General features: G+C 65.5%; 13 protein-coding genes and 1 pseudogene. 13 read left to right on the top strand and 1 reads right to left on the bottom strand.

The features are described from left to right. Window positions 1-153 precede the first annotated feature (153 nt). The 13 genes from V8U06_RS26075 to gst all read left to right on the top strand — a co-directional run bounded on the left by V8U06_RS26075 (window position 154) and on the right by gst (window position 15,876). A complete protein-coding gene (locus V8U06_RS26075; RefSeq protein WP_427143156.1) occupies window positions 154-666 on the top strand; it encodes an RNA polymerase sigma factor in 513 nt (170 codons plus the stop codon). 149 nt (window positions 667-815) lie between these two features. Then, a complete protein-coding gene (locus V8U06_RS26070) occupies window positions 816-1,748 on the top strand; it encodes a FecR family protein (protein ID WP_427143155.1) in 933 nt (310 codons plus the stop codon). A gap of 152 nt (window positions 1,749-1,900) precedes the next feature. Beyond that, window positions 1,901-4,210 carry a TonB-dependent receptor gene (locus tag V8U06_RS26065; RefSeq protein ID WP_427143154.1) on the top strand — a complete coding sequence of 770 codons (2,310 nt, stop codon included), beginning with the start codon at window positions 1,901-1,903 and terminating at the stop codon, window positions 4,208-4,210. Window positions 4,211-4,273: 63 nt separating this feature from the next. Then, window positions 4,274-4,561 (top strand): DUF2218 domain-containing protein, encoded by a 288-nt coding sequence (locus V8U06_RS26060; protein WP_226922676.1) that lies wholly within the window; start codon window positions 4,274-4,276, stop codon window positions 4,559-4,561. A gap of 80 nt (window positions 4,562-4,641) precedes the next feature. After that, window positions 4,642-6,408, top strand: coding sequence for an IucA/IucC family protein (locus V8U06_RS26055; RefSeq protein WP_427143153.1), 1,767 nt, complete (start codon window positions 4,642-4,644; stop codon window positions 6,406-6,408). Continuing rightward, entirely contained in the window at window positions 6,392-9,391 is a 3,000-nt protein-coding gene (locus V8U06_RS26050) for an IucA/IucC family protein (RefSeq protein ID WP_427143152.1), read from the top strand. The genes V8U06_RS26055 and V8U06_RS26050 overlap by 17 nt, the downstream gene beginning before the upstream one ends. Beyond that, complete coding sequence (locus V8U06_RS26045; protein ID WP_427143151.1) at window positions 9,388-10,692, top strand: DUF6005 family protein; 1,305 nt, start codon at window positions 9,388-9,390, stop codon at window positions 10,690-10,692. Before V8U06_RS26050 ends, V8U06_RS26045 begins: the two co-directional genes overlap by 4 nt. Further along, window positions 10,689-11,534 (top strand): sugar phosphate isomerase/epimerase family protein, encoded by an 846-nt coding sequence (locus V8U06_RS26040; protein ID WP_427143150.1) that lies wholly within the window; start codon window positions 10,689-10,691, stop codon window positions 11,532-11,534. Before V8U06_RS26045 ends, V8U06_RS26040 begins: the two co-directional genes overlap by 4 nt. Before the next feature lie 15 nt (window positions 11,535-11,549). Next, window positions 11,550-12,455 carry a siderophore ABC transporter substrate-binding protein gene (locus V8U06_RS26035; RefSeq protein ID WP_427143149.1) on the top strand — a complete coding sequence of 302 codons (906 nt, stop codon included), beginning with the start codon at window positions 11,550-11,552 and terminating at the stop codon, window positions 12,453-12,455. Continuing rightward, window positions 12,452-13,423: an ABC transporter permease gene (locus V8U06_RS26030; RefSeq protein WP_427143148.1), complete on the top strand. Its 972-nt coding sequence runs from the start codon at window positions 12,452-12,454 to the stop codon at window positions 13,421-13,423. The genes V8U06_RS26035 and V8U06_RS26030 overlap by 4 nt, the downstream gene beginning before the upstream one ends. Then, complete coding sequence (locus V8U06_RS26025; RefSeq protein ID WP_427143147.1) at window positions 13,416-14,357, top strand: iron chelate uptake ABC transporter family permease subunit; 942 nt, start codon at window positions 13,416-13,418, stop codon at window positions 14,355-14,357. Before V8U06_RS26030 ends, V8U06_RS26025 begins: the two co-directional genes overlap by 8 nt. Beyond that, window positions 14,354-15,115, top strand: a complete 762-nt coding sequence (locus V8U06_RS26020) for an ABC transporter ATP-binding protein (protein WP_427143146.1) — start codon at window positions 14,354-14,356, stop codon at window positions 15,113-15,115. Before V8U06_RS26025 ends, V8U06_RS26020 begins: the two co-directional genes overlap by 4 nt. Window positions 15,116-15,270: 155 nt before the next feature. After that, window positions 15,271-15,876, top strand: coding sequence for a glutathione transferase (gst, locus tag V8U06_RS26015; RefSeq protein WP_427143145.1), 606 nt, complete (start codon window positions 15,271-15,273; stop codon window positions 15,874-15,876). A 16-nt stretch (window positions 15,877-15,892) separates the two neighbouring features. Here the strand turns inward: gst and V8U06_RS26010 are convergent. Beyond that, window positions 15,893-15,986: pseudogene (locus tag V8U06_RS26010) on the bottom strand (IS5/IS1182 family transposase); the annotation flags it as partial.

Here is a 15,986-nt window from a genome sequence, read left to right as displayed (position 1 = left end):
GGTGGCTTGCGCATCAAACTTGACTACGTTTGTCAACTTAGTTATGCCCTTTCCCACGGCGACCGCTGCCACAGCTGCGTTCCGCCAGCGTGATGCAGCGTGGCTTGCGGCGTTTGTCCTGCCGGAAAGCCAGCAGGAGAGGAACGAGACGTCTTGAAGGACGGGGATGCGACGGCGCTGCTTTACGCCACCCACAAGCCGGCTCTGGTGCGTTACGCCACGCGCATTCTCGGCTCGCGGGAAGCGGCGGAAGATATCGTGCAGGACGCCTTCATCCGGTTCTCGCCGTCGAACACGACCGGCACGGCCGCAGCGCAGACACTCGCCTATCTCTACCGCATCGTGCGCAACCTCTGCCTCGACGTCATCAAGCGGCGGAAGATCGAGATGAGGGAGCGCGACGACGAGCCGCCCTATTGGTCGATCCCCCGCGCTGTCGAGACACCCGAGGAAAACGTTCAGGTATCGCAGGAGCTGCAGATCGTCCGCCAGGTGCTCGACGGCTTTCCGGTCGACGTGCGCGTCGCGGTCGAAATGCATCGTTTCGGCGGACATACGCTGGAGGAGGTGGCGGCCCATCTCGGCATTTCCGTCGCGACGGCGCACCGCCATGTGCGGACCGCTCTGGTCGAGATCGCGCTCCGTCTCGGCGATGCCGCTTCCTGACGGCGGTGTGAAAAAAAATTGCCCGCAGATCGTCCCTACGCAGAGATCGATTATTCGGCTAGAACGCGCAGCACGGCACGGGGTGCCGGGGCACAGGTAGTATCTTGACCAGGGACGACACAGACAAGCGGCGCGCAATGGAAGAGGCCATGGATTGGCTTCTACGCCTCAAGGACAAGCCGCAATGTCACGAGACCGCAGACGGTCTGCAGGCATGGCTGCAGCATTCCGAAGACAACCGCGCCGCCTGGCAGGCAGCCCTGCGCACATGGGCGCTGCTCGGCGAGATCAAGCCGCAACATGCCGATCTCTGGCAGGTCAGGGCGGCCGAAAACGTCGTTGCCCTTCCGGCCAGGCGCCGCGGCCGCTGGGCCGCCGGAATTGCTTTTGCCGTTGCGGCCACGGTTGCCGCGATCCTCGTCGCCCCTGCCCTTCTCCTTCGTCTTCAGGCGGACGTTATGACGGCGACCGGCGAGAGCCGCACGGTCACGCTGGCGGATGGGTCGCAGGTCAATCTCTCCGGCGGCAGTGCCATCGGCGTGGACATCACGCCGGAAGAGCGCCGGGTGCGCCTCCTGTCGGGCGAAGCCTTCTTCGACGTGGCGCACGATGCCGCCCGCCCCTTCACGGTGGAAGCCGGCGAAGCGAGGGTCGTGGTGCTCGGCACCGCCTTCGACGTGGCGCTCGATCCCTCCTCGACGACGGTGCAGCTCGCCCGTGGCGTCGTCGGCCTTTCCGGCGCGGCGACATCGGCCGTTGCGGAAATGGCGCCCGGCGATATGGCGACGGTCGACCACGATACCGGCGAGATTACGCGGGAGACGGTGACCGTCGGAGAAATCGCCGCCTGGCGCAACGGGCTGCTGTTCGTCAACAACGTGACGGTGGAAAGCGTTGTCGCGCGCCTGCAACGTTACCATCCGGCCTGGATCAGCCTGCCCGACGGCGCGCTTGGCCGGCAGCGCGTGACGGGCCTCTACGATCTCACCGATCCCGACCGGGCGCTGCGCGCCCTCGTCCAGCCGCTCGGCGGCAAGGTGCGCGCGGTCTCGAATTACGTGCGCGTCGTCTCGCGTTTCTAGGGCTCACGAAAAGTTTTCCGAAAAAATCAAGAAATTTGCGCCCGGCGTGAAAAAGATCCCGGAGCCCGTCGTCTTTGAACCGGGAATGCGCGCCGGGGCGGCGCGTCCCAGGGTATGATGCCGGGGGTAAAATGCGTTTGCATCTTGATCGAATGAACGGAACACGCGCGGGGGCGCAGGTCCGCACTGTCTTCTTTGCCAGGCTGATGGTTTCCACGGCCGTGGCGCTTGTCTTCATCCTGCCGCAGGCGGCGCTTCAGCCGGCCGCGGCGCAGGAAAAGACCGCCCGGGTCGGCACCATGGCCTTCGATATCCCGGCGCAGTCGCTGGCAAGCGCCCTCAATACGTTCGGCCGCCAGTCGGGCCTGCAGGTTTCGCTTGCCGCCACGACATCGCACGGCATCACCTCGAAGGCGATCAAGGGCAGCTACACGCCCGGGCAGGCACTGGCCGCCTTGCTCGAAGGGGCGGATCTGCGCCATTCGATCACGCCCGAGGGCACCGCGATCGTGACGCCGAAGCATGTTTCCCCGCTTGTCACCGGTTCGGTCGAGAATGGCGCGACGACGCTGCAGCAGGTGACCGTCGAGGGTGAAGGCGAGGTCGGCCAGGGCGACGTCGGCGAGGTCAACATCACCGCCAAGGATCTGGAACGGAAGAACCCCGCAAACCTTCAGGACGTCTTCCGCGAGGAACCGAGCGTCAAGGTCGGCTCTTCCCTGCCCATGTCGCAGAAGGTCTATGTCAACGGCATCGAGGAAACCAACCTCGCCGTTTCCATCGACGGCAGCCGGCAGAACAACAAGGTGTTCCACCACAATGCCACGACGCTGATCGATCCGGCGCTTCTGAAGGCCGTCAGCGTCGACGAGGGCGTGGCGCCCGCCGATGCAGGTCCCGGCGCGCTGGCCGGCGCCATCGAATACCAGACGAAGGACGCGCGCGACTTCCTCGACGGCGACGGCTTCGGCGGCTTCGTCAACACCACCTACAACACGAATGGCGGCGTCTTCGGCACCGGCCTTTCCGCTTACGGCATCCATCAGGGGTACGAGTTCCTGGGCTATCTGAACTTCGGCAAGGGCGGCGAGTTCTCCGACGGCAATGGCGACAAGGTACCGGGCACGCGGACCAACTTCCTGAGCGGCCTCGGCAAGGTCGCCTATGAATTCGAAAGCGGCGACCGCGTCGAACTCAGCCACGAAAGCGTCAAGGACGATGCGCCGCGTCCCTTCCGCGCCAACATGCGCACCACCACGGGCAGCAAGCCGTGGGACAAGGACATCCGCGACTATCGCCTCGACCGCAACAACACCGTCTTCACCTATACGGACGAGACGCCCGAGGGGTGGTGGGATCCGAAGCTGGTTCTTGCCTATGGCACGACCGAGGTCGACACGACGGTCTTTCCCAAGCCGGGCACCGGACCTGTCTCCTACCCGATCGCAGGCGTGACCTCGACGTTCAACGGCAAGTTCGAGAACCGCTTCCACTTCGATATCGGAACGGTGACGGCAGGCGTCGATTTCTACAGCGACCGCGCTGAGCTCGACGACCTCTACGATGCCGCGACGGAGAAGGCGAGCAATCTCGGGGCCTATGTCCAGGCGCGCCTCGAACCCTTCGAGCGGACGCGCCTTTCCTTCGGCGGCCGCGCGGACCGGCAATGGTTCACCGGCACCGGCGGCCAGGAATTCGACAATGCCGGCCTCAGCGGCAACGTCTCGGCCGAATACGATCTCATCGAGGATTTCCTGACGGCCAAGGCCGGCTACTCGCATGTCTGGTCGGGCATTCCGCTGGCGGAAAACTTCATCCTGAACCCGGCCTGGACGTACCTGCCCGCACCGGAACCGACGACCGCCGACAACTACACGATCGGCCTCGTCGCCACCTATAACGGCTTCACGCTCGAAGGTTCGGTCTTCCGCACGGACATGGAGAATGCGCGCTACGCCCGCTATGCCCAGGCCTACAGGGCCCGGGAGGTGGAATCGGAAGGCTTTTCCATCGCCGCCGGCTACGAATGGACCGACAGCTTCCTGCGCGTGAAATACATCAACACCGACACGCGCATCGACGGCAAGCCGGCGGATTCCGACACCGGCACGTATCTGACGACCCCCGTCGGCGAGATCGTCACCGTCACCGCCGCCCATACCTTCGCCGACTACGGGGTGACGGTCGGCGGTGACGTCGAGATCGCGCTGAAATACGACAAGGTTCCGGCGGCCGCGGCAGGGGAACCCGCAAACAAGCCCTTCGAAGCCTACACGGTGTTCAACGCCTATCTCGAATACAAGCCGGTCGATCACCAGAACCTGACCCTGCGCGCCGACGTGAAGAACATCTTCGACGAGGTCTATGCAGACCGCGCGACCTACGGCCAGGAATTCCCGGGCGTCACGCCGCTCTACCAGCCCGGCCGCTCGTTCATGCTGAGCGTGCGCGCCACCTTCTAGTGACAACGCTTCCGGCGGCGCCCTGCCGCCGGAAGCGGACCATCGGAAAGAGGAGGACCCTCCATGGAAGCCACCACCCGATTTGAAACCGAAAACAGTGCAAAGTACCTGCAGCAGCTCTGCAAGCATTTCGCCCACAAGGTCGACGTGACCTATGGCGACACACGCGGCGAATGCCGCTTTTCCTGCGGCACCTCGGTCCTGACGGTCGCTGGAAACGGGCTCGACATTCATGTCGCGGCCGCCGACGCGGAAGGCCTTCGCGAGACCAAGGCCGTCATCGAGAACCATCTCCTGCGTTTCGCCTTCCGGGAAACGCCGCCGCCCTTCACCTGGCGCGCCGTCACCTGAGCGCACGACCGCCATCCATCGTCAATTTCGAGCCGGCTTGCCGCATGCCGCGGCAGCCCGGCCGGCGTTCCAGGTGAACCATGATCTCCACGCAACACATGGCCGAAACGGCAACCTTCCAGAGTTTCGCGAACTGCTATCTTCGCGAGATCAATCCCGGCATCTCCGTCATGCATCGCGATGGCGCGCGCAGTGTCGAATGCCTCGAATGGACGCTGGCCGGCCAACGCCTCGTTCTGCGTGCCGAAATCTCCTCGCGCTCGCTCTGCGGTCCCTTGCATTTCGGCACGATCTGGATCCGCCCGGCGGCCGACCCGCAATGGCGCGGCATCGATCCGATGAACGCCGTGCCCCTCATGATCCAGGATTCCGGCCGGCTTTTCGAGGGCGGCCAGCGCGACAGCGCCCGCGCCTATGAGCTCGGCCTGATGCTGCGCGTCATGCAGAGCTACCAGAGCACGGCGGAAAATCTCGGCGCCGCCCGCCCGCTGACCGCCGAAAGCGTCACCTTCCTGAAGGCCGAACAGACGGTCGCCTATGGCCACTGGCTGCACCCGACGCCGAAGAGCCGCGAGGGCATGAACTTCTGGCAGCAGGGCACCTATGCCCCGGAATTCGGCGGCGATTTCCGCCTGCATTACTTCGCCGTGGCACGCGACCTCGTGCGTGCCGACAGCGCGCTCGGCCGCAGCGCCGAAGAGATCGTACGGTCGCTGGCGCCGGACGTGCCGCTGGGGCCCGGCGAAACGCTTCTTCCCATGCACCCGCTGCAGGCGGAAGCCCTGATGCTCGACCCCGCCGTCCAGGCGCTGATCGACGATGGCGCGCTGCGCGCGCTCGGCGCCCATGGGCCGCGTTTTTCCGCCACGTCCTCGGTGCGCACCGTCTACAACGCCGCGCTGCCCTTCATGCTGAAATTCTCGCTTCCGGTGCGCATCACCAATTCGCTGCGCGTCAACCGGTTGCATGAACTGGAGGCGGGCGCGGCCATCGCGCGGCTCATCGACCGGGCGGGCGTAGCCGGACGCTATCAAGGCTTCCACATCATCCGCGACCCAGCCCATATCAGGCTCGCCATGCCCGGCCGTGTGGAAAGCGGTTTCGAGGTGATCCTCAGGGAAAACCCGTTCGGCACGGGGCGTGACCGGGGCATCGTGACGCTCGCGGCCCTGACGGCCGATCCCTTGCCGGGCGCATGCTCCCTGCTGGAGGATATCCTGCGCCGGCTTGCGGCCGGGAACGGGCGGGATCTCGCCCGCATTGCCGCGATCTGGTTCGAACGCTATCTCGACCATGCGCTCGATCCGCTGCTGACACTCTATGACGATTTCGGCATCGCGCTGGAGGCCCACCAGCAGAACAGCCTGCTCGACCTGTCGAGCGGTTTTCCCTCGGCCTACTACTATCGCGACAACCAGGGTTTCTACCTTGCGGAGCGGCACCGCGCCTCCCTCGCCCGGCTGGTCCCGGACATGGACGGAATCGACGGCCTCTATTTTCCCGAAGCCGATATCCACGACCGCTTTGCCTATTATGCCGTCGTCAACCAGATCTTCTCGGTCATCTCGCGGATGGGCCACGACGGCCTTGCCGACGAAACGGTGCTGCTGGCGATCCTCCACCGGCGTCTCGAAAACCTGGCGCGCGTCCTGACCGGGGCCGGCGCCCGCTTTGCCGAAAGCCTCATCCATTCCCCGACCATCGCCTCCAAGGCGAACCTCAGGGCGCGGCTTTTCGGCGTGGACGAGCTGCAGGCGGAGGACACGCGCACGCTCTATCGGCGCATCGCAAACCCGCTCTGGAACGCGTGCGCCACGGAAAGGCTTGGCCATGCCATTGCCTCTTGAGGATGTTTCCCGCCCCGACGACCGTGTCCTGCGCCAGCTCGTCGCCGCGCTGATCTTCGAGCATGTCGTGACGCCGGTGCGCGCCGGATCGGGCCATCTCGTCTGGCAGCAGGGCGACCGGGCGTATCGCTGCCACGCCACCATCGGTCCCTTCGGCCGGCCGCGCATCCGCCCCTTCTCCGTCGAATTCCGGCGGGACAGCGGCTGGGTGGCGGCAAGTGTTGCGGACATCGTCCCGGCCCTGCCCGGCCCGGCGGAAAACCGCGCGAAACTGACCAGCGAACTGGACCTCACCGTCGCCTTCGCCCGCTGGAACCGCAGGGAGATCGCGCCGCGCGACCGCCGCGCCCTGTCCTTTTCCGGTATCGAGGGCGCGCTCGACGAAGGCCATCCCTATCATCCGTGCTACAAGGCGCGCGCCGGCTTCACCCAAGAAGACAACCGCGCCTACGGGCCCGAGGCCGGCACGCCCTTCCGCCTTGTCTGGCTGCTCGTCGCCCGCCGGCACCTGCGGCAGGCGCTGCCCGCCGACGAGGATGCCTTCTGGACCGCCGAGCTTGGCGCCGACGCCCATGCGGACCTTCAGGCCCGCCGCGCCGCCCTTGGCCTTTCCCCCGAGGATTTCGGCCTCCTCCCGCTGCATCCCTGGCAATGGGATTATCTCAGGCGGGACCGGCTTGCCGGCTGGCTCGAACGCGGCGAGGCGCATTTCCTCGGTTCGGCCGGCGACCGGTATGTCGCAAGCCAGTCCGTGCGTTCGCTGCACAATATCGACGCGCCGCAGCGCGCCAGCGTCAAGCTTGCGCTTGGCATCATCAACACCTCCTCCCGCCGCATCCTCGCAGCGCATTCCGTCTGCACCGCGCCCGTCCTTTCCGACTGGATCGCCCGGGTCGTGGCTGATGATCCGTTGTTCGCGGACCGCTATCCCCTGACGATCCTGAAGGAATATGCCGGCATCATCGCCGATCGCGATGGCCCGCTCGCCGGCGAGATCGCCGCCATCTGGCGCGAAAGCGCGGAGGCGACATTGCGGCCCGGCGAGGCGATCGTGCCCTTCAACGCGCTTGCGGTGTTCGAGGCCTATGGCGCGCCCTTCATTGCGCCGTGGCTTGCGCGCCATGGTTTCGAGGCCTGGTTCGCGCGCCTCATCGAGGTTGCGGTCCTCCCCGTCTGGCACCTTCTCGTGCAGCACGGCATTGCCGTGGAGGCCCATGCGCAGAACATGCTGCTCGTCCATCGCGACGGCTGGCCGGAACGGCTGATCCTGCGCGATTTTCACGAGAGCATGGAATATGCGCCGGCATTCCTGCGCGACCCGCTTCTTGCGCCGGATTTTGCCGCGCTCGACCCGGTCTACGCCGCCGCCGCGCCGGATGACTACTACTGGACGAACGCGCTCGACATGCTGCGCGAACTCGTCATGGACACGCTCTTCGTCCACAATCTCACCGATCTCACCCATCTCGTCGAAACCGCCGGCCACGCAGCGGAAGACGTGCTCTGGGCGCAGATCGCCCGGCGGCTCGAAACCTATGCCGCCGAGCACGGCCTTGCCGAACGGCAGGCACGGCTCGGCCACCGCGCACGCACCATCCGCTCGGAATCGCTGATGGTGCGGAAGCTGCTCGCGGCCGCACCCGAATATCACCACGCCATTCCCAATCCATTCGCGCCCGAACGGCGGGCCACTGGAGGAACCATGCTGCAGATCGACGACCGCGCCTATGGGCGCGAAGAGTTCAACGACCGCATCGAGGCGATGGCCGAGGCGGCCGGCCTCGACGGCGCGCCCGGCGGAAGGCTTGCCGTCTGCTTCCCCGAAACCGCCGACTGGCTTGCCCTCTTCTTCGCCATCCGCGCGCGCGGCGAAAGCGTGCTGCCGATCCACCCCGGCACGCCCCATGAAGCGGCGCTGAAGCTCGCCCGCACCGCCGGCTGCGACCGGCTCTACTACAACAGCACGATCCCGGAACTGCTCGGCGATCCCCTCGTCGCCAAAGGGGCCGGCGAGGGACAGCTTCTCCAGATGAGCTCCGGCACGACGGGCGCGCCGAAATGCATCGCGCGGAGCTGGTCGGAGATCGATGCGGAGGTGCGCAGCTATGTCGACACCTTCCGCGCGCCGGAGACGATGACGCCGGTCGTCGCCTGCCCGACCACCCATTCCTACGGCCTCATCTGCGGCATCCTCGTCGCGCTGGAGCGTGGCCAGACTCCGCTCATACTCAACACCGCCAATCCGAAATACCTGCAGCGGCGCCTGCGCGAGACCGAGCGCGCCCTTCTCTATTCCTCGCCCGCCATCCTGCACACGCTCGCCCGCCTGACGCCCGAGGGCGACAAGCTGCATGCGGTGATGACCTCGGGCACCCTGCTGCCGGAGGCGTGGTTCGGCACGATCCGCGCCAGGACGGAGCATTTCTTCCAGCAATATGGCTGCTCCGAAGCCGGCTGCATCGCGATCAATCCGGACCTGACGGCCGCCAGCGACATGGGCCATGTGCTGCCGCACCTGTCGCTCGAAACCGGCGCCTCCGCCGAAGCGCCCTGCGAAATCGTCGTGACGCGCAACGGCCGGCCGATCGCCACACGCGATCTCGGCTACCGAACCGCGGACGGGATGCTCGTCTTCGTCTCGCGGATGGACGACATGATCAACGTATCGGGCCTCAACGTCTATCCCGGCGATGTCGAAGACGCCGTCATGACGATGCCCGCCGTCACCGATGCCGTCGCCTTCCGCCGCGAAGATCGGTTTGCCGGCGAACGGGTCGGTCTGGTCTTCTCGGCAACCGAGCCGGTCTCGCCCCAGGACATCCGCGCCTGGTGCATCGCCCGCCTGTCCTCCCACCAGTTGCCGACCGAAATCGTGCAGGTCGATGAGGTTCCCCGCCAGGCCAACGGCAAGATCAGCCGGCGCGATGTCGCCGCGCGGTTTGCCGCCGGCGCATTCAACCCCGGCAAGGAGGCCGCCGAATGAGCGAAGCCGACATCATCGCGGCCATCCGCACGGTCCTTGACCGCCACATGAACCACCCGCACCTCGCCGGCTTTGCGCCGGAGGCGCGCCTCAACGAGGATCTTTACCTCGACTCCGTGCTGATCCTGCAGATCTTCCTCAATCTGGAGCTCGAATTCGGCCTCAGCGTGCCCGAGGAAATCATCAGCTGGCAGGATATCGCCACGGTGGCGGATCTCGCCGGCCTTCTCGCCCGCGGCAGCGCTCCGGCAGCCGCGCCTGTGGCCGTACCCGCGGCGGGCGAAGGCGTGCATGGCGAACTGGACTACGACATCAAGGTGCACTGCTTCGTCAGCTGCGTCTGCGACGGATTGAAGAAGCGGAAGCTCGACCACCGGCCTTTCTATTTCGGCATATGGGATACGCCCTTTGCCGTCGGCGAACGGGCGCAGCTCCTCTATCACGGCCCCGGCATCACGCAGGATTTCTTCCGTGACTGGTTCGAGCGGCTCTACGGCGTCGCCATCGAGGAATGGTACGATGCGGCGCGCTCGAAGGAGGAGAATATCGCGACGCTTCTGGAGCGTGTCGCGCAGCGCCCGGCCGAAGGCAGCGTAATGGTCATGCTCGACATGTTCCATCTGCCGGAGCGCGAGAACAAGTTCAACCAGAACCCCTTCCCGCATTACCTGATGCTGGAGACCTCCGAAAATCCCGACACGTTCCGCGTGCTCGATCCGGACTATCGCTGGGAAGGCGAGATTTCTCGCCAGACGGTGCTCAATGCCGTGCGCCAGCCGACCGTCGCGGGCGGTTATGCCTTTGACGGAAGCACCGCCCATCCACCGGAAGATGCCGACATTCGCGCCTATTTCGAAGCCTGCTTCCGCCGGCACGACAATCCGCTTGCCGAGCGCCTGCGCGAGATCGTGCGTGCGCATCTTGCAGGCCGGGACGGGCTGACGCTTGCCGATCTGCCGCTTGCCGTCCGAGAACTCCCCGTCATCACCATCCGCAAATATGCCTACGAGCACGGCTTTGCCTATTTCTGGCGGGCGCTGAAACTGCCGGCGGCGGAATTCGATGGCTGGTGCGATGAGATCGAGGCTCTGGTCCAGCGTCTGAAGACCCTGCACTACGACTGCATGAAGCTCGGCCAGACGGCGGATGCCGGACTTGCCACCGCGGTCCTCAAGCGCATCGACGAGACCGACGCGCAGGAGTTCAAGCTGAAGTCCAAGCTCGGCGCGATCTTCGACCAATGGTGCGAGGACCGCTTTCCTACCGAACGGGCGCCGGAAGCCATGAGGGCCATGCGATGAGAGTTTCCCTCTGCACCATCACCTTCCGCCACCACCTGCTCTCGATCGAGGAGATTGCCGGCTGGGCGCGGGACCACGGCTTTGACGGCATCGAGCTGTGGGGCGCCCATGCGCTCAATCTTGCCGGCCAGCCCGGGAGAAATGCCGAATGGCTGGCAGGATTCGGCCTCACGGTGCCGATGGTAAGCCATTACCTGCCGCTCGAAGCGGACCCCGCCACCCTCCGGCAAATGGCGGTGAACCTTTGCGGCCACGCCCGGCACTGGGGCGCGCGAAAGATCCGGATTTTTGCCGGGAACCGCGCCAGCGCGGCGACTTCCATCGAGGATCGCCGCAAGATCGTCGCGCGCCTGAGGGAAATGTCGGCGATAGCCGAAGCCCACGACCTGCTGCTGCTTGTCGAGACGCACCCCAATACGCTCGCCGATACCGGCACGTCGACCCTGCGCCTGATCGATGAAGTCCGCCATCCCGCCTTCAAGATCAATTTCGACGTCCTGCATGTCTGGGAGGGCGGCGACGATCCGGTCGCCATGCACCGGGCGCTCCGGCCCCATATCCGCCACTACCATCTCAAGAACGTCGCCTCACGCGATGCCCTCGACGTTTTCGAGCCGGCCAATGTCTATTCCGCCGCCGGCCGGCGGGAGGCGATGACGCCGCTCTTTGCCGGCGCCTTCGACTATGCACGCCTGTTCGTCGAACTTTCCGGAGACATGACCGCGGACGCATCGCTGGAATGGTTCGGGGCCGATTGCTTCGACGTGCTGAGCCGCGACCGCCAGCAACTGGCCGGCGCCATCATCGACACCGCCCCACTGCGCCGGTCGGCGAATTTCTAATCTCTGGTGACCTCCATGTTCCTACGCAAACTCCTTGCAGCCCTTGCCCTTCTCGCCTCCTGCGCAACGGCCGAAGCGGTCGAGATCGAGACCGCCAGAGGCAAGGTCGATATCGCCGCGACGCCGAAGACGGTGGCGGTCTACGATATCGCGGCGGTCGACACGCTCGACCGGCTCGGCGTGAAGCTCGATGGCCTGCCGTCCAAGCTCTATGTTCCGGAGCTCTCCGGCCTGCTGGACGCTGCGGAACCGGTCGGCGATATTTTCGAGCCCGATCTCGAGGCGCTGAACGCGCTGGCGCCCGACCTCGTCATCATCGGTGGCCGGTCATCCCCCAGGCTCGATGCCGTTTCCAGGGTCGCGCCGTCCATCGACATGACCATGGATGGGGACGATCTGCTGCTTCAGGCAAGGCAGCGCCTCGACGCCTATGGCGCGCTCTTCGGCCGCGCGGCGGAGGCCAAGGCCGTGCAGGCGGAACTCGACCGCTCTGTCGAGGCGGCGCGCAGTGCGGTTGCCGGCAAGGGCAAGGCGCTGATCGTCATGACCAATGGACCGAAGATCTCCGTCTATGGCCCGGGCTCGCGGTTCGGCTGGGTGCACAAGGCGCTCGACCTGCCGGCGGCCGTGCCGGATGTCGCCGCGGCATCCCATGGTGAAGCCGTATCCTTCGAATTCATCCGCGCGGCCAATCCGGACTGGCTTCTCGTGCTCGACCGCGCCGCAGCCATCGGCTCGGGCGAACAGAATGCCAGGGCAACCCTCGACAACGAGCTCGTTGCCCAGACGGTCGCATGGCAGAAAGGCCAGGTCATCTACCTGCCGTCGGCCGATTTCTACATCGCTGCCGGCGGTATCCAGTCGACGCACCGGGTTCTTCAGAAAATCACCGACGCCTTCGTCTCGGCCCCGCCGCAATGACCCGTCGATCACGTCAACGCCCTCTCACCCTCTGGATAGCGCCGCTCGCCCTTGCGGCGCTTTTTCTCGTTAGTCTCTCGGTCGGCGCGAGCCGTCCGGCGGGCTCGCTGGGGTTCGACCGGGACAGCCTCCATCTGCTTTTCGCCAGCCGCCTGCCCCGGACGCTGGCCGCAATGCTTTCGGGCGCCGGGCTCGCCATTGCCGGCCTCATCATGCAATCCGTCGCCCGCAACCGTTTCGTGGAACCGGCAACCGCCGGCACCGCGCAAAGCGCGGCTCTCGGCATTCTGCTGGTCACGCTTTTTCATCCCGCCGCTTCGCTCGCGGTCAAGACCGCGAGCGCCGCCGCCACGGCGCTCGCAGGCACGACGGTCTTCATGATGACCGCCCATCGCCTGCCGCCCGAACAGCCCTATCTCGTGCCGCTTTTCGGCCTGGTCTATGGCGGCGTGATCGGGGCGGGCGTCACCTTCGTCGCCTGGCAGGCCGATCTGCTGCAATATGTCGAGATCTGGACGAACGGCGAGTTTTCCGGCGTGCTGCGCGGCCGCTACGAGCTTCTGTGGATCGCCGTGCCGATGGTTGCCATCGCCTGGTGGGCTGCAGACCGGCTGACCATTCTGTCGCTCGGGCGCGATGCCTCGATCGGGCTCGGGATCAGCTATGAACGCATGCTGCAGCTTGGCCTCGTGATCGTCTCCGTCATTACCGCGCTGACGGTCAGCGTCGCCGGCATGATCCCCTTTGTCGGCCTCGTCGTTCCCAACCTTGCGGCCCGCCTGCTCGGCGACAATATCCGCGCCTCGATCGCCTGGGTGGCGATTGCGGGCGCCGCCCTGGTGCTCGGCTGCGACGTCATCGGCCGTCTGTTGCGTTACCCCTATGAGATTCCGGTCGGCACGGTCATGGGGGTCGCCGGGGCCTGTCTTTTCCTCATCCTGCTTTTCGGGCGCGCCAGAGATGCGTGATCGCCGCCTTGTCATCCTGGCAGGGATCGCCGCCCTCTGCATCCTCGCCTTCCTGTTTGTCGGCCTGCGCGGCAATATCGGTTTCGCGCTGGAACTGCGGCTGACGCGCCTTGTGGCGCTGGTCGAGGTCGCGATCGCGATCGCCGTCTCGACGGTGCTGTTCCAGACGGTCACCGGCAACAGGATCCTGACGCCGTCGATCATGGGGCTCGATGCCCTCTATGTCTTCGGCCAGTTGCTGCTTATCCTGCTGATCGGCGGCATCGGCTTCGCCACGCTCGATGCCCGGCTCAAGTTCGGCGGCGAGGTGCTGCTGCTGATGGGTCTCTCCTGTGCCCTGCTCTTTCCGATCCTGAAGATGCGGATCGACATGGGGCTGATGCTGCTCGCCGGCGTGGTCCTCGGCGTTTTCTTCAGAAGCCTCGCCGCGCTCGTCGCCCGCCTGATCGACCCCAACGAATTTGCGGTCGCCCAGCACACGACCTTTGCCAATTTCAACGACGTGGAGACGGACCTGCTCGCGGTTTCGACGGTCCTGACGGTCGCCGGTGTCGCCATTGCCTGGCGCATGCGCCATATTCTCGACGTCCTGCTGCTCGGCCGGGAGAATGCGATCGGGCTCGGCGTCGACTGGCTGAAGAGCGTGACAAGCCTCCTGCTTCTCGTCGCGGCTCTGGTTTCCGTTTCGACGGCGCTTGTCGGCCCCGTCGCCTTTCTCGGCCTTCTCGTCGCCGCCCTCGCGGAGAAGGTCACGGCAAGCCGCCGGCACGGGGTGCTTCTGCCGGCCGCCATGCTGGTCTCGATCATCCTGCTCGTCGGCGGCCAGACGCTGCTGCAGCACGGTCTCGGCAGCGCCTCCACGCTTGGCATCGTCATCGAATTTACCGGCGGCCTCGTCTTTCTTCTCATGCTGGTTGCCGGGAGCCGGAAATGATCCTTGTCGAAAACGTCTCGCTGACCATCGGCCGCGCGCAGATCCTGAAATCCGTCAGCCTGCAGATCCCGAAAGGCGGCATCACTGCCCTCGTCGGGCCGAACGGTGCCGGAAAATCGAGCCTGCTGTCCCTGATGGCGCGGCTCCTGCCGCTGCAGACGGGCGCGATTTCCATCGACGGTCTTCCCGTCGACAAGACGCATGGCCGGGACCTTGCCAAGGTCGTTGCGATCCTGCGCCAGGACACCGCGACGGCGAGCCGGCTGCGCGTGCGCGAGCTCGTCGGCTTCGGCCGTTTCCCGCATCACCGCGGACGGCTGACGGCGGAGGACGATGCCTTGATCGACGCGGCGCTGGCGCAGTTCGATCTTGCCGACCTCGCCGACCGCTTCATCGACACGCTCTCCGGCGGCCAGCGCCAACGCGCCATGGTGGCGATGACCTTCTGCCAGGGCACCGATTATCTTCTGCTCGACGAACCGCTCAACAATCTCGACATGTATTATGCCCGCGAGTTGATGCGCTCGCTGCGCCGCATCGCCGACGAGAACGGACGAACGATCGTCATCGTCATCCACGACATCAACCAGGCCGCTGCCCATGCCGACCGCATCGTCGCGATGAAGGGTGGGCAGATCTTCGCTTCCGGGTCTGCCCGCGCTGTTCTCACCCCCGCCACGCTCGAAGCCGTCTTCGGTTATGCCATGCCGGTACACGAGATTGCGGGCCTGCAGGTCGCGCTGCATTTTCACCCATGAGCCTGGAACCGGGGTGCCGGGCCGGATCGCGCCGAATTCGGTCGCGGCCGCCATCACGCTTCTGTGAAATCCATCCTGCGGTTGCATGCCGATGAGGCGTTGCCCGGCGCGCCAGACTTGATAGAAGCGCGCTCGCATACAGACAGGAGACTTCCGTGAAACTTTACTACAAGAAGGGCGCTTGCTCGCTCGCGCCGCATATCGTCCTCAGCGAAACCGGGCTTGCCTATACCGTGGAAGCCGTGGACCTGAAGACCAAGAAGACGGAGCATGGAGCCGACTATCTGGGCATCAATCCGCGCGGCGCCGTCCCGGCGCTGGAGGTCGAGCCGGGTCTCGTCATCACCCAGAATGCCGCCATTCTGCAGTATGTCGGCGATCATTCCGACATCCCCGCCTTCAAGCCGGCCTATGGTTCGGTCGCCCGCGCCCGCCTGCAGGAGGCCCTGGGCTTCTGCGCCGACCTGCATGTCGCCTTCGGCATCCTGTTCGCGCCCAATCTTTCGGAAGACGCCAAGCCCGGCATCATCGCCAACATCAACCGCCGCATGGGCCAGTTCGAAGCCATGCTCTCGGATGAAAATCCCTATTGGCTCGGCGCCGACTTCACCCAGGCGGATGCCTATGCCTCCGTCATCATCGGCTGGGGTGTGAACATGCAGATCGATCTCAGCGCCTATCCGAAGGCCCTGAAGCTGCGCGAGCGTGTTCTCGCTCGACCGAAGACGCAGGCCGCGTTCAAGGAAGAAGGGCTCCTCTAGGCTCAGGACTCATTGATTAGGTCCAGAAGATGATGGTGGCTGCGATGCAGATTGCCGAGAAGAAGGTATGCGCGCAACGGTCGTAGCGGGTTGCGATGCGCCGCCAGTCC

Source organism: Shinella sp. G-2 (genome assembly GCF_050172695.1).
Lineage (GTDB): Bacteria > Pseudomonadota > Alphaproteobacteria > Rhizobiales > Rhizobiaceae > Shinella.
The sequence above is the reverse complement of the archived record's forward strand: the minus strand, read 5'-3'. Positions and strand labels throughout refer to the sequence as shown.